Annotated in this window: 16 protein-coding genes; 2 read left to right on the top strand and 14 right to left on the bottom strand. The window is 38.2% G+C overall.

Translation table 11 applies throughout. The features are described 5' to 3' along the window. Nucleotides 1-43: 43 nt before the first annotated feature. Entirely contained in the window at nucleotides 44-988 is a 945-nt protein-coding gene (locus ACG72T_RS03345) for a D-2-hydroxyacid dehydrogenase (protein ID WP_395264606.1), read from the bottom strand. Nucleotides 989-1328: 340 nt separating this feature from the next. Here ACG72T_RS03345 and ACG72T_RS03340 point away from each other — a divergent pair, with 340 nt between their 5' ends. Continuing rightward, nucleotides 1329-2048, top strand: a complete 720-nt coding sequence (locus tag ACG72T_RS03340) for an MIP/aquaporin family protein (RefSeq protein WP_395264605.1) — start codon at nucleotides 1329-1331, stop codon at nucleotides 2046-2048. Between the two features lie 50 nt (nucleotides 2049-2098). Here the strand turns inward: ACG72T_RS03340 and ACG72T_RS03335 are convergent, their stop codons facing one another. Both ACG72T_RS03335 and ACG72T_RS03330 read right to left on the bottom strand, forming a co-directional pair. Continuing rightward, entirely contained in the window at nucleotides 2099-3322 is a 1224-nt protein-coding gene (locus ACG72T_RS03335) for an ABC transporter permease (RefSeq protein ID WP_395264603.1), read from the bottom strand. After that, a complete protein-coding gene (locus ACG72T_RS03330; protein WP_395264602.1) occupies nucleotides 3315-4211 on the bottom strand; it encodes an ABC transporter ATP-binding protein in 897 nt (298 codons plus the stop codon). Before ACG72T_RS03330 ends, ACG72T_RS03335 begins: the two co-directional genes overlap by 8 nt. A gap of 98 nt (nucleotides 4212-4309) precedes the next feature. Between ACG72T_RS03330 and ACG72T_RS03325 the strand changes: the two genes are divergently transcribed. Then, complete coding sequence (locus tag ACG72T_RS03325) at nucleotides 4310-5236, top strand: DMT family transporter (protein WP_395264601.1); 927 nt, start codon at nucleotides 4310-4312, stop codon at nucleotides 5234-5236. Nucleotides 5237-5256: 20 nt separating this feature from the next. Here ACG72T_RS03325 and ACG72T_RS03320 read toward each other — a convergent pair whose 3' ends face one another. The 11 genes from ACG72T_RS03320 to ACG72T_RS03270 all read right to left on the bottom strand — a co-directional run bounded on the left by ACG72T_RS03320 (nucleotide 5257) and on the right by ACG72T_RS03270 (nucleotide 17075). Beyond that, nucleotides 5257-6603 carry an ABC transporter substrate-binding protein gene (locus ACG72T_RS03320; protein WP_395264600.1) on the bottom strand — a complete coding sequence of 449 codons (1347 nt, stop codon included), beginning with the start codon at nucleotides 6601-6603 and terminating at the stop codon, nucleotides 5257-5259. A 2-nt stretch (nucleotides 6604-6605) separates the two neighbouring features. Continuing rightward, nucleotides 6606-7436, bottom strand: a complete 831-nt coding sequence (locus ACG72T_RS03315) for a carbohydrate ABC transporter permease (protein WP_395264599.1) — start codon at nucleotides 7434-7436, stop codon at nucleotides 6606-6608. Continuing rightward, nucleotides 7436-8377: a carbohydrate ABC transporter permease gene (locus ACG72T_RS03310; RefSeq protein ID WP_395264598.1), complete on the bottom strand. Its 942-nt coding sequence runs from the start codon at nucleotides 8375-8377 to the stop codon at nucleotides 7436-7438. Before ACG72T_RS03310 ends, ACG72T_RS03315 begins: the two co-directional genes overlap by 1 nt. Continuing rightward, complete coding sequence (locus tag ACG72T_RS03305; protein ID WP_395264596.1) at nucleotides 8370-9458, bottom strand: ABC transporter ATP-binding protein; 1089 nt, start codon at nucleotides 9456-9458, stop codon at nucleotides 8370-8372. The genes ACG72T_RS03310 and ACG72T_RS03305 overlap by 8 nt, the downstream gene beginning before the upstream one ends. Before the next feature lie 145 nt (nucleotides 9459-9603). Continuing rightward, on the bottom strand, nucleotides 9604-10020 hold the full coding sequence (locus ACG72T_RS03300; protein ID WP_395264595.1) for a cupin domain-containing protein: 417 nt from the start codon (nucleotides 10018-10020) through the stop codon (nucleotides 9604-9606). Nucleotide 10021: 1 nt separating this feature from the next. Further along, on the bottom strand, nucleotides 10022-10345 hold the full coding sequence (locus tag ACG72T_RS03295) for a carboxymuconolactone decarboxylase family protein (protein WP_395264594.1): 324 nt from the start codon (nucleotides 10343-10345) through the stop codon (nucleotides 10022-10024). A 222-nt stretch (nucleotides 10346-10567) separates the two neighbouring features. Further along, a complete protein-coding gene (locus ACG72T_RS03290) occupies nucleotides 10568-11014 on the bottom strand; it encodes a MerR family transcriptional regulator (RefSeq protein WP_395264593.1) in 447 nt (148 codons plus the stop codon). A 37-nt stretch (nucleotides 11015-11051) separates the two neighbouring features. Next, entirely contained in the window at nucleotides 11052-11756 is a 705-nt protein-coding gene (locus tag ACG72T_RS03285; RefSeq protein ID WP_395264591.1) for an SDR family oxidoreductase, read from the bottom strand. Between the two features lie 13 nt (nucleotides 11757-11769). After that, nucleotides 11770-14295: an ABC transporter permease gene (locus tag ACG72T_RS03280; RefSeq protein ID WP_395264590.1), complete on the bottom strand. Its 2526-nt coding sequence runs from the start codon at nucleotides 14293-14295 to the stop codon at nucleotides 11770-11772. 9 nt (nucleotides 14296-14304) lie between these two features. After that, nucleotides 14305-15006 carry an ABC transporter ATP-binding protein gene (locus tag ACG72T_RS03275; protein ID WP_395264589.1) on the bottom strand — a complete coding sequence of 234 codons (702 nt, stop codon included), beginning with the start codon at nucleotides 15004-15006 and terminating at the stop codon, nucleotides 14305-14307. Nucleotides 15007-15131: 125 nt separating this feature from the next. Beyond that, the gene (locus ACG72T_RS03270) at nucleotides 15132-17075 is read right to left on the bottom strand and encodes a M13 family metallopeptidase (RefSeq protein ID WP_395264588.1); all 1944 of its coding nucleotides are present in this window, start codon (nucleotides 17073-17075) and stop codon (nucleotides 15132-15134) included. Between the last annotated feature and the right edge of the window lie 50 nt (nucleotides 17076-17125).

The raw sequence follows: 17125 nt of genomic DNA, 5'->3' as shown, positions 1-17125 counted from the left end.
CTTATTTATCTTAATACTCAAAATTTTGTTTTTTAATTAAAATCTAGTATCCGGTCGAATAATTGACTTCGTTAATGACAACTTCGCCATTTTCAACATAGGATTTCAGATTACGCTTGAAAATATCAAAGGCTCTTTCCTCATAATGTACACTGTTACCAGCATCATGCGGTGTGATAATAACATTCTTCATATCCCAAAGTGGACTGGTGCTTGGCAATGGCTCTGGTGTGGTTACATCTAGTCCCGCTCCAGCAATTTCACCGTTGTCCAAAGCCGCAATCAAATCATCCATATCAGTGGTTTTTCCACGGCCGATATTGATGTAATAAGCTTTCTTAGACATCTGTGCAAAGATATCTGAATTGAACATCCCAATAGTTTCTTCAGTATCAGGTAATGCATTAACGACAAAGTGAACTTCATTGATCCGTTTCTTTAACTCTGACATTGGAATCATTTCATCAATGAATTCAGCGGGTTGATCGGACCTTCTGACACCAATCGTTTTCATTCCTAAAGCCTTAGCATATTGAGCAATTAAAGTACCAATATGACCAACGCCTACGATCATGACGGTCTTATTGTAAACTTCATCATAACCTTCGTCATGTTTCCATTCATGTGCATCTTGATGACGAGCAGTCAAATTCATTCGACGCATAAACATCAACATATAAGTCAATGTTTGTTCTGCAATATTGATGGCATTAGCTCCAGAACCATTTGTCAAAACAATACCCTTATCATCGAGTTCACGCAGTGGCAAGGCATCTACACCCGCTCTGACAACTTGAATCCAATTTAAGGTATCGCTCTTCAACATAGCGTCTTTTAATGTATTAGACCAATCGTATAGCACTTCAACTCCATCGAGATCTTGTGACGTCACGTTCTTCGGAGAAACAACCTTCAAATCAATTCCGGGAATCGATTCGATCTTCTCGGTTTGCTTTTTGGTTAGATTTACTAAACTAAGAACTTTCATATTCATACCTCGTTTTTTTGTTTCTGATACACTATAACTATATAGCAAAACCTTGCTATTTTTTCTGAAAATGCAAAAAAATATTCGGAATGTATGATACAATATTAACCGTTGCTCATCATTTGATTTATTTTGCCATTTATGTTAGTGAGAATTGCCCCTTATTGGTGGAGCAATTTTTTTATGTGAATTTTAGAGTCATTTCACTCTTTAAAGACAAATTATTACGAATTTATACTGATTAACCCATTTTTGAGTGAAATTTAATATTCGTGTTTTGCTGATAGCGAGAAAAAATCATGATGAGCCAAATTAAATAAATTTAGGGGTAGTATTAACTATGCATTATACATTGTTAGCACGTTGTATCGCTGAATTTATCGGAACAGCCGTTATGGTTGCCCTCGGTAATGGTTCAGTCGCCAACGTTGAATTAAAAGGTACAAAAGGCTTCCACGGTGGGTGGATTCTGATCGGTTTTGGTTACGGTATCGGTGTTATGGTACCGGCCATGATGTTCGGACCAATCTCTGGTGGACAAATCAATCCAGCCATGACCTTGGCTTTAGCCTTTAATGGTCAATTTCCTTGGGCAGAAGTTGGCCCATACATCATTGCTCAATTCTTAGGAGCAATCGTTGGTCAACTGTTGATTGTTGCTGCCTACAAACCTTATTATAACAAAACAGAAAACGTTGAAAGTATTTTAGGTACTTTTTCTACTATCGATGCCGAAAACAGTCGCTTAAATGGTTTCATCAACGAATTTATCGGAACTTTTACCTTAGTTTTCGGTGCCGTAGCTTTAACTTCTGATCACATCGATCCTCGAGCTGACTTCATCGGTTTAGGATTCTTAGTTATGTGTTTGGTTATTTCATTTGGTGGTCCAACTGGTCCAGCTCTAAACCCTGCACGTGACTTAGGTCCTCGTGTCTTGCATGCACTATTACCTTTAAATCCAAAAGGTTCATCCCAATGGAAATACAGTTGGGTTCCAGTAGTAGCTCCAATTCTAGGTGCTATCTTCGCCGTTAAACTTTACGGAATGTTCTTTTAATCACAATAAAGGCAGTCTACTTTTGATCAGTAGGCTGCCTTTTTTTCGTACTATTTATTGTATGATAGTCCTCTTCTGAATCTCTTCCAGAAGCTTGTATCGTCAGTCTGAAGCATCAATCCTTGATAGATCTTACCGATATAAATAATTAACCCGATAGTACTGATTATCAAAAAGACTAATGATAAAGCAATTTCTAAGCCTGAAGCATCGTTGTTGATGATTCTTAGCGGCATGAAATAGGATGAGAAAAATGGAACAAAGGAGAGAATTTTGACCACCACTGAATCTAAGTTATTTTGGAATGGGAAAGTAGTAAAAAAGGCTACTAAATTCAACATAATTACTGGCTGTGCAGCCTTGGCGGCGTCTTCAACTTTGGCAACTAGAGCACCAGAGAATGCTGCTAAGACCGTATAAATCACTACACCCAATAATAAGTAAACTAGATTAAGGCTCAAAATATTTTTCAATACTAAACCAATCAATTGTTGATTTTGATCGACAAACGCCTTAGTTACTGAGGCACTTCTGAGATACAGATAAGCTCCCCAGCCACCGACTAGATAGACTAAAACTTGGCTCAAAATCACCAACAAGACCCCGAATATCTTACCTAAGAAATATTTCAAGGCCGTCGTACTGGAAAAGATAATTTCCATGATCTTGGTACCTTTTTCGGAAGCAATCTCTTGAGCCGTGATTGAAGTGTAAGTATTGAGAATCATGTAAACCATCACGACGGTGATCCAAAAAGAGATAGTTTTCGCTAAATTAGCGGTCCCAGTTTTACGTTTAATTGATTCTTTTAAAGTAGGTTGCTGCTGTAGAGCTTGAAGTTGATTGGGACTAAGTTTGGCATTGGTCACATTGAGTTGTTGTTGAACTTGACTCAAATAATTAGTGATCTCTGATTTCATGCTGCTACCCAAAGAACTAGTTCCGTAATACTTAGCTTTGACTTGATTTTGATCGACATTAATCTCTAAATAGCCACTCAGATTATTACGATTCATTCTTTTGATAGCCGTTTTTTTATCAGTGACAGATTTCACCACATCACTGCGATTATTCTTGATGAAACCGTCTCGTAATTGTGATTGTGAACTTATGACGGCAATTTTGTCCGAATCGCCACTACTTTGATATCCTAAATAGCTGGCACCCATAATAATTCCAAACATCAAAAAGGGGCCAAGTATCAGCATGACAAAACTCCATGACTTGACTTGTCGCAAAAAAGTCTCCATCGTTACGATCCAAAGTTTATTCATGGTCTTCACCTACTTTCAAACGGAAGATCTCATCAAGCGTTGGCGGCTGTTGACTAAATTCTTCGATATATTTTCCCTGAGTTAGTGCTTCAAAAATAGCTGGGCCAGCTGTTTCATCGTCTAAATCGAGAATGAAACGTTTCTCTTCGTGTTGCTGCACCTGGATAACGTGAGGTAGCTCTTCTAATTGGGTTTTGGACCAATCAGTCGTAACTAATATTCTCGTTTTTCCAAATGACTGGCGAACAGCTCGAACTGTTCCGTTTAGAACAACTTGACCATTACGTAACATTACAAGTCTGTCGCAAAGTTCTTCTACGTTTTCCATATCATGACTAGAAAAAATTATCGCTGCTCCTGCTTGTTTGGCTTGGAGAATGGCCTGTTTCAAAAGATCAGAATTGACGGGGTCCAAGCCGCTGAAAGGTTCATCTAAGATGATCAGCTTGGGATCATGGATCAGTGTACAGATCAATTGTACTTTTTGCTGATTACCTTTGGATAAATTCTTAATCTTATCCTTCTTTTCTCCTTTAACAGCAAAGCGTTCCAACCAGTCATCGATTTTGGGACGAATCAACTTTGCGGGCTGATTTTTTAACCGTGCCAAGTAAACAATTTGTTCTTCAATGGTCAATTTAGGCATCAAACTTCGTTCTTCCGGCAGGTAACCAATTTGATTGAAAACCTCTTCTGTAATTGGTTGCCCATTCCATGTGATCACGCCTTGATAGTTGATGAAGTTCAAAATGCTGTGAAAAGTTGTCGACTTACCTGCACCATTTTGACCGATCAATCCTAAGATCTGTCCATCAGCTACATCAAATGACACATTATCTAAAGCTCGTAGTTTTTCGAAATTTTTACTAATTCCTTGAATATTTAACATCTCACCGCCCCTTTTAAATTCAATTATACAGGATAGAACATTCTTTTGTGGCATTATCTGTGCTAGCATGATATTTAACAACTTTGGGGGGATTTTTTATGACTGATAAACAAAAAGGCTTCTTTTGTGCAATCTTTGGTCCCGTTCTTTGGGGATTTTCTGGTAGCATTGCTCAATATTTGTTCACCGAAGAAAGTATCCCTACCCAATGGATAGTTGGTATCCGTTTATTAATCGCTGGTCTACTATTGGTAATTTGGTGCTACTTCATTGACTCCCGGGAACTATTTGCCATTCTCAAAAAGCCTCGTTATATCGTCCAGTTGTTAGCCTTTGGTTTGTTAGGAATGTTACCTGCACAATATACTTACTTTATGGCCATCAAATATGGTAATGCCCCAACTGCCACGGTTTTACAATTTTTGGGACCATTATTCATCATTCTCTACATCTCTCTGCGAAAATTACAAATGCCTCGAAGAATTGATATAATTTCAATATTTTTAGCTATTTTGGGGACCTTTCTACTGGTTACCCATGGTCATATCAATCAATTAATGCTTTCACCCGCAGCTGTGGCTTGGGGTGTTGGAGCTGGTATTAGTCAAGCCTCTTATACATTACTGCCTCGTGAGCTACTGCAACGTTTCGATGCCAGAATCGTCACTGGTTGGTCAATGCTCCTAGGTGGAATCGTCTTTGCACCATTCGCTGATCTAACCCATGTGCCACATTTAACTGGCATTGCCTGGCTTTGTATCCTCTTTATTATCATTGGTGGAACAATGTTTTCATACTTGTTCTATTTACAAAGTCTAAATTATCTAACTCCAGCTACTACGGGGATGTTAAGCGCATTTGAACCCTTGACGGCTACTATTCTAGCCATCACTGTTCTCAACACCAAAGTTTCTACCGCTGAAATTGCTGGTGCATTGTTGATTTTAGGCATAACATTCTTACAAGCCCTGCCACCCAATCTTTTCAACTTACGCAAGTATCAAAAAACCAATTCTTCCAAATAGTAGAATTGGTTTTTTGATTGTCAATAGCCATTGGCCTTATTCAATTGACTTAAATTTTCATTAATATTCTTATCGGCAGTATTCAAAGCTGAATTGATGTCGCCACCATTATAAACAGTTTCCATTGCTACCTCTTCCAATTGACGTGTTAGCTGCATCCCTTCCATCAAAATACCTGAATTAGAGAAGTTGGGTTTTGCAGTCGCTAGTTGTTGACCGGGAACTTTGGCTTCAGGACTCTTTGCATAAAGATCCTTTAGAATCGAAGTTTTTTGTGAGTCCTTATTTAAAGCTAAATAACCGGTAGCCTTTTGCCATTGAGCTTGAACATCTGGTCTTAAACTATACTTGATAAATTCAAAGGCACCTTGTTGAACGTCTTTAGGCTTATCATTTGAAATCCATAAGGCTGCTCCACCAATGGCAACACCGTTGGCTTTTTTGCCATCTGGATGTGGGAAGTAAGTAATACCAAGTTCACTTTTATTATTAGTTGTCAATTGACCGATACTTGCTGAAGATTGAATGAAAATACCAACTTTATCAGCTAGGAAACCGGCGGTTTGGTTAGCACCGGCACTGGCACCTGAACCATAGTCCAGAAAGTCGCCTGACTTGATATTTTGCTTGATCCAATTCAAAAATTCAACTGTATCAGGGTTATTAATATTAACTTTTGTTGGATTACCCGTGTGACCATCATTGTTATTAGCTAACTGACGGTTAGCATTTGCTAAAGCTTGTTCCAAGAACCAACCGTAAACTTGAACCGTCATTCCTTTAACTTTGTGGCCTGATTTTTCATATAACTGTTGGGCAACACGTGTGATATCAGAATAGCTTGGCGAAACTGGTGGTGGAGTAATTCCATACTTTTTCAACAATGAAGCATTGTAATATAGTACCGGTTGAGAAGTATTGAATGGCATTGCTTGTTGCTTACCATCGTTAGAATAAAAAGCTCGAGCTACTGATGAGATCTTATTAACATCGTAATGATCAGCATCAATGAAGTTCTGAACTGGAGTTATATAGCCACTGTGAATCATTTGCGCTGTGGAAATATCAAACGCTTGGAATACAGCTGGTGAAGTGCTTGTATTGTGAGTTTGTAGGATTTTTTGAATCGCTTCATCGTATGTTCCTTGATATTTTGGAACTACTTTATATTTATTCTGTGACTTGTTAAAACCGTCAACTACTTGCTGTAGAGCTTGTTCAGAAGGTCCACCCATCTCATGCCAGAAAACGATCTGTGTTCGATTATCTTTGACAGCTGACTTAGCAGAAAGGGATCTGCCAAACAATGCTACAAAGGCAATTCCTAAAACTAAAATTAATGGTACAACTAATTTTTTATATTTCATAATTACTTAACAGCCCCCTCGTTCATTCCTGACCTAAAGTAATGCTGTCCGATAAATAAGACAATGATCGTCGGGATAACGATGATTGCTGCACTAGCTTGAATCATTCCCCAGTCGTTGAAAGTCTCTTCGGATTGCAATTGTCTCAGTCCATTTTGAATAACTCGCGAGTTGTTACTAAAAGTGGTCAACATTGGCCAGAGATATTGGTTCCAGGCGCCTAGAAAACTATAAGCACCTAATGTGATCATACTGATCTTGTTGTAAGGTAAAACAATGTGCCAATAAAATTGGAAGTGATTCAAACCTTCAATATCTGACGCTTCCTTTAATTCAGCTGGAGTTTGCATGAAAGATTGACGTAACATGAAAGTCCCGAAAGCTGAAGTCAAAAATGGAATGATCAAAGCACCATAATTATCCAAGAGTCCCATGTGCTTGATTGTCGCAAAGTTAGGAATGATTTCAGCTTCAAAAGGAAGCATCATCGTTACTAAAAAGAGAGTGAACAATAATTTTCTAAAACGGAATTTTAAGAAAACAAAGGCATAAGCACTCATTGAACAAAATAGTAATTGGGTAAACATTGTTACTGTCGCAATCACCACTGTATTAGCCAAGTAACGCAAAATTGGTGTTTTAGTGAAGGCTGCCACATAGTTATTCAAAGAAATATCAGTTGAAAATAGATTACCTTTTGCAATATCCATTGTTGGCAAGAAACTAGTCCAGATTCCAATAAAGAATGGCGCTAGGATAATGACTGCCAATACGATCAACAAAATATAATCAAAAACTTTTTTTAAAGCTGCACGCTCGTCAAAACTTTCCATTAATAGTTCACCCTCTTCTCAAGGAATTTGAATTGGAGCAAGGTGAAGAAGGCAATAATAATCGTTAAAATAATTGCTTCTGCACTAGATTTAGCATAGTTGCCACTATAAAAGGCATCTTTGTAAATTCGATAAACTAGCATATTAGTGGCGTTAGTAGGACCACCTTTAGTAATCAAGTCGATCAAACCAAAACTCTTGAAGGCCTCAATGATCGTAATCGTTGAAACGAAGAACAGAGTTGGTGAGATCATGGGAACCGTAATGTGGAAAAATTGGAAATTGCTAGAAGCTCCTTCAACATCGGCAGCTTCATACAATGTACTTGGAACAGACTGCATTGCCCCTAGTAGAATTAGGAACGTAAAGCCCAGATTCATCCAGACGGTTGTGATAATAACGGCCCACATTGCACTATTTGGATCGGTTAGCCAGTTGACAGCTGGTAAGTTCAACCAGCTACTCATTAAGGCAAAGAAACCAGTCGATGGGTTGAAAATAAAGAGCCAGAAGATGGCAGCAACTGAGACGGAGACACCCATGGTAAGAGAATACAAAGTTCTAAAAATGGCAATTCCCGCTAACTTTTGACTAGCTAGATGGGCTAATAACAGACCTAACGCCACGGTGAAGAAAGTTACCCCCACAACATAGGCCAAAGTTACTACCATACTAGATATAAAGTCTGGTGAAGAGATTAAATTGACATAGTTTCCCAAACCAACATAGACCGTTGTTTTACCCAAGGTATTGGTCAAAAAGAGACTAATATAAAGTGTTTTAAACATCGGATAAAATACGAATAATCCTAAGATCAATAATGATGGTCCAAGAAAAATAAGCGCATAGTAATTATCTTTAGCATTCAAACGAAAACTGTGACGTTTAGCTTTAACAGCTTTCTTTTCTGAAATGACATCATCTGTAGAGGTTTTAAGCATTGACTACTTCCTCCTCACTTTTAGTGATATTGACACCATCACTATTGAATACCAAAGCATGACCCGAAGCAGTTACTTTGATCATGTCATAAGCTTTATAATCAGCTTCACTTGGTACAATGATGGCAACTTCCATATTATTATTGTTCATCTTGGCATAGACGATCTTCTCATCGCCCAAAAATTCAACGGTTCTAACCGAGGCATTAGCGTCCAATTCTTCGGCGTGTTCAATCATCATTTCATTAGGTCTAATACCAACTGTAAAGTTATCCTTGGGAACTTGTTGATCGATCTGCAATTCAAAGTCATTGTTAACGTTAATGCGACCGTCAGCAATCCGACTGGCAGGTAGAATGTTGATTGGTGGAATTCCAAAGAAGCTGGCAACAAATTCGTTAGCGGGATGCTTGTAGATTTCAGTCGGTGTACCAATCTGTTGTACTTTTGAGTCATGCAAGACCATGATGTGATCGGCCATCGTCATAGCTTCAACTTGATCGTGAGTAACATAGATCAAGGTTAAGCCTAATTTTCTTTGTAAAGCGTAGATTTCTTGGCGCATTTTGATTCGTAATTGAGCGTCAAGGTTAGACAATGGCTCATCCATCAAACAAATCTTGGCATCACTGGCCACAGCACGGGCTAATGCAACTCGCTGTCTTTGTCCACCAGATAGTTCTCGAGGTTTACGGTCTTTCAAATCTTCCAAATTAACCATCTTGAGTGCTTCATTAACTCGAGAATCAATCTCATCTTGAGAGTTGTTCTTACGAGCCTTGAGTCCAAAGGCAACGTTATCCCAAACGCTTAAGAATGGGAATAAAGCATAGCTTTGGAAAACCATCGTGAGATTACGATCCTTGGGTGGTAAATCGTTAACCAATTTGTCATCAATTCTAATCTCACCGCCACTGATTGGCGTTAAACCAGCGATCATCCGCAAGAGCGTACTCTTACCGCATCCTGATGGTCCAACGATCACGAAGAATTCCCCAGTTTCAATTTCAGCATTTACATCATTTAAAACGTTTTTTTCTGAATCATAACTTTTAGTAATATTTGTTAAAGTTGTAGACATTATCCGATACCTCCAAATAAATCATTGGTTATAGTATGGGATTGGAATGTTTATATATAATCTATTTTCTGTAAATTTACTGTAAAAAAAATAGACTGTTTTCACAGTCTAAGTTAAGAAACTTTACAAAAATAGTTTTGAAAATTTAGGCCTGTAGTTGGTCGTAATCTTCGTCAGTAACCTTTTCAAGCCATTCTGATTTACCTTTAGTAATGGCAACATGACTGAACCAACTATCTTTCGTAGCTCCATGCCAGTGTTTAACGCCCTCCTTAATGACCACAACATCGCCCTTTTTCAATAATTGAGCTGGTTTGCCCCATTCTTGATACCAACCGTTTCCACCAGTAACTAGTAAAATTTGATAACCATCGTGATGAATATGCCAATCGTTGCGACAACCAGGTTCAAAAGTAACATTACCAATCCCAAAATCAATATTGTCTTCGTGACTAACTAAATTTTGTAAATAGCTTTGCCCGATGAAGTATTGCGCATAGGCATCGTTTTTTTCTCCAGTGGCAAAAACTCCGTCAGTTTTTAAATTTTCATTTTTTACCATACTATTTTTCATCCTTACAAATTTCCTTAGCACGATTGAAGGCGCTCCAAGCTTTAGGCCAACCAGCATAAAATGCTAAGTGTGTAATTTCAGCGACAATTTCTTCTTTCGTGATACCATTTTTCTTGCCTATTTTTAAATGTGCATCTAATTGTTCCAAGTTTCCGGCTGAAATAATACTGGCAATCGTGATGAGCGAACGATCATGTGCCGAAAGTTCAGATTCCTTACTCCAAACTTCTCCAAACAATACATCGTCATTTAAAGCTGCAAATTGTGGAGCAAACTCTCCAAGTGCGTTGCGTCCTGCCGTTTGTTTTACCATAATCAATTCCTCCTTGCTTCGATAAATACATTAAACAACTTAAAGTCAACTTTAAGTCAAGTTAATAATCAAAAGAATTGAAACTGGGGCATAAATTTGGAATAAAAACATCGTTTCTTTTGCTTAATGTAAAAATAGAGCGGCAACTCGATTTTGAGTTGCCGCTCTATTACATGAAAAAGTGTTTTAATTTTTAAGCGTAATATCTATTTATCACGCTTATTAACGATCTTCTAAGTAACTATGATTCAAGCTCTGCAGGTAATCGGAGAATTGTTCACTATCTTCGATATGTCCATTTTCCTTACCTTTGTACCAGTCTAATTTATCATTCAAAACAGTCCAACTGTCTTGAAGTTGTTGAAATTCAACTTCGAAGTTACGACGGACTTCTTCTAAAAGCTCGATCCGTTGATTTATAGTTGAATCGCCTTGGGCACGCAATTTAACATATCGTTTCAACTGCTCAATAGTCATCCCGGTACTCTTCAGATGTAACAAGAATCGAACCCATTTAGCGTCTTGATCGGTGTAATAACGTACTCCACTATCAGTTCGATGAGGTCTGATCAGTCCTTCTTTTTCGTAATAGCGCAAAGTGGGACTATTCAGACCAACTAATTCTGAAAAATCACCGATACGATAATGTTTTTCCGTCTCTACAGGCATTTCTTTCACCTCTATTTAAATAACTGCCAGCCAACTCCTAAAGGTCAACACCACCGTCAACTCTTAAGACCTGACCTGTGATAAAATCGTTTTCCATTAAATAAACATAAGCTGACGCTACTTCTTCGATTTTTGCCACGCGTCCTAAAGGAACATTTTCAGCCACATTGGTTTGTTGTTGAGCCAATTGCTCTGAGTCCATCGCTCTCCACAAACCAGTTGGGGTCCACGTTGGTGAGACTGCATTGATACGATAATTAGGAGCTAATTCGACAGCCACTCCCTGCACCATGGTATTGATAGCTTGATTACCAATAATAGCTCCAGAAGCATCATAGGGATGGCCACCTGAACCAGAAGTTAGAATAATTGAACCATGGTTACGTAAATGTTTGCTGGCAATTTGAACTAATTGCAAATTAGCGAAGAACTTATCATCGATAGCTTTGCGAATATCAGCGACCGAATTATTCAAAAAGCCACCGCCCATTGCACCACCTAACATCGAAATAATGTGATCGAAAGAACCATATTTTTCAAAGAAATGTTCCAATTGTTTTTCATCTTGAGCATCTAATGAGCTGCCTTGAATATTATCGTCATATCTTAATTTATTAACTCGCTCTTGATCACGGCCGATGACATAAACGTCAGATTCTTTATGCTTAGCCATAATAGCGACTTCTTTTCCAAAGCCTGAAGTGCCACCGATTATTAGAATTTTTTTATTTTCTAAATCCATCTTAATACCTCAATCATTCATTAGATTTCAATGCGCCGATCATATCGATATGCTGCAGTTTCTTGTGTGTTACTAGCATAACAATAGCTGTGAAAATTATCATCAATAAAGTAGCTATCAAATATCCCAACAGATGGATCGTTAATGGGAAAATGACTTGTTCTGTCGCGGCTTGTTGCAGAATATAGGCGGTCAATAAATTACCGACCAAATAACCAACAATAATCCCGACGATCGTCAAAATAATGTTTTCACGAACAATATACATCGTTACCTCATTATTATAAAACCCTAAAACTTTAATTGTCGAAAGCTCTCTAATTCTTTCTGAAACGTTGATATTCGTCAAGTTATATAAAACGACAAACGACAGGATTCCCGATAAGAGGACGAAAATCAAAATAATTGGTTTCAAGGATGATGACATCTTTGAGACGGTACTCAAAACATCGTGCGTATAGCTAGTCCCCATAACCTCACCGGTTGCTAATAATTGATTGGCCAAATGTGTTCGCTCTTTAGAAGTCTGGGACTTCAATTTCAGCAGCAATGTATTAGTTGTAGCCTTTTGACCAAACTTTTCTTGGTAAGTTTTTGGACTCAAATATAAGAAATGACCGATAAAGTTTTCTGTGATGGCACCGACTTTTAGTTGGACCTTTTTACCAGCCGTAGTTTTGACAGTAATCGTATCGCCTTTTTGAACCTTTAATAGTTGCGCCGTCTTCTCGGATAAAATTACGTCCTTTTGTTTTAAACTATTATCCAGATGAACATATTTCTTGAATTTGTCAACTGAAGTTGGGGTATAAAGGTTGACATCATTGACTTTTTGACTGCCTTTATCAAGGTTGACCGTTGTCGAGTTAATTGCCAGACTATTCTGATATTGTTGATCAGCTTGTAAAACTTTCGTAACTTTGGTCAATTTGGCTTGATCGTTTAACTTCACAATGGCTTGATATTTGAAAATATCGCTATATTGCTGGTCACCGCTGGCTCCAATCGAGTTTTGAATTCCAAAACCAGTTAGGATCAAAGCAGTACCACCAGCAATACCGATAATCGTCATAAACATTCGGGACTTGAAACGAAAGAGATTTCGATAACTGACTTTACTATTAAAACTCAATCGGTTCCAAAGCGGTTTGATGCGTTCTAACAAAATTTTCTTTGCTGATTTCGGTGCCTTAGGTCTCATTAAAGCAGCCGGACCTTCAATTAGTTCACGACGGACCACGATAACTGCTGCACCCAAAGTAGCCAGCAACGAGAAAATCAAGGCAATCAGAATGACCCACCATTGCAATTCAACTACCCAATTGAGATCAATATACTGCTTATAGAGTGCTAAAACGATTCTTGGCAAAGTTTCATTACCGATTACGGCTCCTAAAAGAGCTCCTATAACGCCAGCTGAAATTGCATAGTAATAATAATTACGTGAAATTTCCCATTTGGTATAACCGAGTGCTTTGAACGTCCCAATCTCGCCTCTAGCTTCCTCAACCATTCTAGTAATCGTTGTGAAGGTTATTAAAGCAGCAATCAGGAAGAAAAAGACTGGGAAAACATTAGCGATGGCAGCGATTCGATCAGAACTTTCACCATAGGCCGAAAATCCTGGCAAATCAGATCGTGTTTGCCAAGTATAATTAGTCTTTGATTGCTTAAGAATCTTTGCTTTAGCAGCATCCAATTGTGCCTGTTGCTGACTAGCCATTTGCGGATTCAGCTGTTTCAATTGATCAAGTTGTTTTTGTTGCTGATTCAAGGTCGTTAAATAACTAGCTGACAGTTCTTCAGTTCGTTGTTGAGCCCGATTTTTAAATTTCTTCTTCAATAAACTCAACTTATGATCAACATCGTCTTTGTAATTGTCGTTGAAGGTATTTTCTTTCTTTAAACTTGGAAAACGAACGTTGAGCATTGTGGCAACTGACAAGTTCATTTGTTTAGCCGGAATATAGGCAAACAATTGAACTTGTCCATCTGAAATATTGGTCGTTCCTCGAGATTGATTATCGATGTACTGTGGCGAATCTGCAAAACCGACTATCTTGTATGATTTTTGACTTAAGCCAGAATTATTTGCAAATTTAAATTGCTGATTCAATTTATAACCATACTTCGATTGGGCCCGTTTATCTAAGACGATCTCATTGTCATTCTTTGGCAAGCGACCACTCTTCATAATCAGCTGGTTTTGTTTCGATTTAGCAGAATAACCGTACAAGGCCACGGCAACTTTACTTTTTCCACCAATTACATACTTAAATTTCGTAGTTTCTACTTGAGCACCGGAAACCTCTTTCGCAAGATCGATATCTTTCTTAGTAAATCCAGTTGTTGAGAGGACTTGAATATCGGAGAGGTTTTTTTGACTGACAGTTTTATCCAAAGAATCATTCAAACTAGGGCCAGCTGCTTTCACACCAACGAAAATCAGGACACCTAGCATGATGATCAAGATAATGGCGATAAATCGTCCCTTAGACTTTCTCACGTCTTGCCACATATTTTTTGTTAATGGACTCATTTTTTTCACCTACCATTCGATATCCTGGACTGGAGTAGGCGTGGGATTGTCGGTAATTGACTGCACTTTAGCATCGTGGATTCGAATCACCCGGTCAGCCATCTTAGCCAATTCGGAGTTATGAGTAATAATAATGACGGTTTTATCATCATCGTGACTTGCTTTTTGTAACAGCGTTAATACTTGCTTACCTGTTTCATAATCGAGTGCGCCTGTTGGTTCATCGCACAACAATAGTTTGGGATTCTTGGCTAAAGCTCTAGCAATAGCTACTCGTTGCTGTTCCCCACCCGACAATTGGGATGGAAAGTTATCGATCCGCTGTTTTAAGCCAACTGCTGTCAAAATTTCACTAGCATCTAAGGCATCAGGCACGATAGCTGAAGCCAGTTCAACATTTTCTTTGGTCGTTAGATTAGGAATCAAATTGTAAAATTGAAAAATAAAGCCGACATCATTGCGCCGATATGTAGTCAATTCACGCTCGGAAAATTTTGCAATATCAGTTCCATCAATGATGACTTGTCCATCAGTTGGCGTATCCATACCACCTAAAATATTGAGCACCGTTGATTTACCAGCTCCACTAGGGCCTAAGATCACGGTCAATTTGCCTTGATCTACGTCAAAGGTCAACTTGTCGTTGGCAATGATCGTGGTTTCTCCCATCTGATAACGTTTCGATTCATTTCTTACTTCAATATATGCCATTGTTCTCACCTTTCCTCATTAATATCTATTATATAAAAAAGCGAGTCCATCGCAAAAAATAATAAAAAAATTCCAAAAAAAGAAGCCTAATTGAATTCACAAATCAGACTTCTAAAAATTTATTTTTACCAAATATTTACACGTTTATCTTCGTCTAACCACATACCATCGCCTGGTTTAACATCAAAAGCAGGATAAAATTCATCCATGTTTTGAGCCATCACATTAGCACGCAATGGAGCTGGTGAGTGAACATCGATTGAAAGGAACATTTCGGTCAATTGCTTAGTTGACTTATTTCTCCAAACTTTTGCCCAATTAGTAAAGAAGGCTTTGACATCAAAGTCACTATCTTGTTTAGCAGCTTCCAAGGCACAACGCAATCCTCCAACGTCAGCAACATTTTCACTAACAACTAAGGTTCCGTTAACTTTACTGCCAGCATAAGGAATGCCATCGAATTCATCGATCATCTTCTTGGTAAGATCTTTGAACTTAGCATAGTCTTCTTTAGTCCACCAGTTATTCATATTACCGTATTCATCGAATTGAGCTCCATTGTTATCAAAGGCGTGGGAGATCTCATGAGCAATTACGGCACCAATTCCACCGAAGTTTTGGCTATTTGTTTGTTGCAAACTATAGAATGGAGCTTGCAAGATAGCTGCTGGGAAGGTGATGTCATTTCTGGATGGATCATAACAAGCATTGACCATATGTCCTGGCATCAACCACTTTGTTCGATCAACTGGTTTGTGATATTGATCTAAGGAATCTTGAACGATCAATCTTCTCAAGCGAACAATATTATCATATAATGAATCATTTTCATTAATCTCAAATTTGCGATAAATATCTTGGATCTTGTCAGGATAACCAACTTTGATGACGATCTTATCCAACTTCACGATGGCTTTCTTCTTGGTATCTTCACTCAACCAAGCGTTGTCACTTAAGCGCTGTTCATAGATAGAGATCATCTTTTCTACCATACTTTTAACGTCAGCTTTGGCCTTTTCACCAAAGTACTTTTGACCATAAAAAACACCGACAACTTCACTGAACATACCTGAAGACAAGTGATAAGCATACTTGGTCCGATTTTGTAGTTCTTTAGCACCACTTTGAGCCAATTGATATTCACCAATCGTTTGACGGAATTCTTCATCCAAAATCGAAGCGTTGCCAGTCAAGAATCTGACCATCATCCAAGCTTTAATATTTTCAAAAGTATCGTCATTAACGAGTTTATCTAAGTTGTCTAAATATCTTGGTTCAGTAATGATAACTTGTTCTGGCGTGTCATTAATTAAACCAACTACCAAGCTCTTCAAGTCAAGCTTGTCTGATTTTGTTACAAAGTCAGTGAACTTCATTGGGTTATAGGACTTAGTATAGTCGGCCCATTCTTCAGAACTCTTGACGATCGGAACTAAGGACTTATCAAATGCTAAAGCTTTTTCAACAATATCTTTAGCGTCATCTAACTTATAACCAATCATCGATAACAATCTTCCGGCAACTTCACCATATTTAGCTAACAGTTGCTTACCTGATTCATTATCTTCAGCATAGTAAGACTTGTCTGGCAAAATCAATCCCGCACCACCGATATATAAAGCATTCTTGGCGGTATTTTTCATATCGGCGTCGACTGATCCATCGATTGGCAATGAAAAACCATCCTTGGACAATTGAGCCATATTGTCACTTAGATCTTGCAAACTATTCAAATCACTAATGCGTTGCATATCTTTCAAAATTGGTTGTTGATGGAACTTACTCAAATGATCAACATTATTGGCCAAACGATACAATTTGATTGCCTGCAACATCAAGTCATCATTGATTTTAGTTTCATCTGTCGCAAAGTCGTGAAAGACTTCCATCATTTTCTTTTCAACATCTTGATCGAGATCTGTGAATCCACCAGTACGTGACTTATCGGCTGGAATTTTCGCTTTTTCTTGCCAAGCACCGTTGACAGCTAAATATAAATTATCTTTAAATTCGGCTGGTTTAGCGTCAAACATATCGCCAGCACCACCGACTACTCTATTCATTAACATATTCTTCACCGCCATGTAATAATAATATTACTACTATATCACAAACCAAT

This window comes from Companilactobacillus sp. FL22-1, assembly GCF_043951805.1.
GTDB lineage: Bacteria > Bacillota > Bacilli > Lactobacillales > Lactobacillaceae > Companilactobacillus.
Note: the sequence above shows the minus strand (reverse complement) of the source record. Positions and strands in the feature narration are given on the sequence as shown.

What these genes read in the sequence shown, in the direction of transcription:
- ACG72T_RS03335 (WP_395264603.1), bottom strand. Translation starts at nt 3,322, where the DNA reads ATGAATAAACTTTGGATCGTAACGATGGAGACTTTTTTGCGACAAGTC.
- ACG72T_RS03275 (WP_395264589.1), bottom strand. Translation starts at nt 15,006, where the DNA reads ATGGCATATATTGAAGTAAGAAATGAATCGAAACGTTATCAGATGGGA.
- ACG72T_RS03310 (WP_395264598.1), bottom strand. Translation starts at nt 8,377, where the DNA reads ATGCTTAAAACCTCTACAGATGATGTCATTTCAGAAAAGAAAGCTGTT.
- ACG72T_RS03330 (WP_395264602.1), bottom strand. Translation starts at nt 4,211, where the DNA reads ATGTTAAATATTCAAGGAATTAGTAAAAATTTCGAAAAACTACGAGCT.
- ACG72T_RS03270 (WP_395264588.1), bottom strand. Translation starts at nt 17,075, where the DNA reads ATGTTAATGAATAGAGTAGTCGGTGGTGCTGGCGATATGTTTGACGCT.
- ACG72T_RS03340 (WP_395264605.1), top strand. Translation starts at nt 1,329, where the DNA reads ATGCATTATACATTGTTAGCACGTTGTATCGCTGAATTTATCGGAACA.
- ACG72T_RS03295 (WP_395264594.1), bottom strand. Translation starts at nt 10,345, where the DNA reads ATGGTAAAACAAACGGCAGGACGCAACGCACTTGGAGAGTTTGCTCCA.
- ACG72T_RS03285 (WP_395264591.1), bottom strand. Translation starts at nt 11,756, where the DNA reads ATGGATTTAGAAAATAAAAAAATTCTAATAATCGGTGGCACTTCAGGC.
- ACG72T_RS03315 (WP_395264599.1), bottom strand. Translation starts at nt 7,436, where the DNA reads ATGGAAAGTTTTGACGAGCGTGCAGCTTTAAAAAAAGTTTTTGATTAT.
- ACG72T_RS03305 (WP_395264596.1), bottom strand. Translation starts at nt 9,458, where the DNA reads ATGTCTACAACTTTAACAAATATTACTAAAAGTTATGATTCAGAAAAA.
- ACG72T_RS03320 (WP_395264600.1), bottom strand. Translation starts at nt 6,603, where the DNA reads ATGAAATATAAAAAATTAGTTGTACCATTAATTTTAGTTTTAGGAATT.
- ACG72T_RS03325 (WP_395264601.1), top strand. Translation starts at nt 4,310, where the DNA reads ATGACTGATAAACAAAAAGGCTTCTTTTGTGCAATCTTTGGTCCCGTT.
- ACG72T_RS03345 (WP_395264606.1), bottom strand. Translation starts at nt 988, where the DNA reads ATGAAAGTTCTTAGTTTAGTAAATCTAACCAAAAAGCAAACCGAGAAG.
- ACG72T_RS03280 (WP_395264590.1), bottom strand. Translation starts at nt 14,295, where the DNA reads ATGAGTCCATTAACAAAAAATATGTGGCAAGACGTGAGAAAGTCTAAG.
- ACG72T_RS03290 (WP_395264593.1), bottom strand. Translation starts at nt 11,014, where the DNA reads ATGCCTGTAGAGACGGAAAAACATTATCGTATCGGTGATTTTTCAGAA.
- ACG72T_RS03300 (WP_395264595.1), bottom strand. Translation starts at nt 10,020, where the DNA reads ATGGTAAAAAATGAAAATTTAAAAACTGACGGAGTTTTTGCCACTGGA.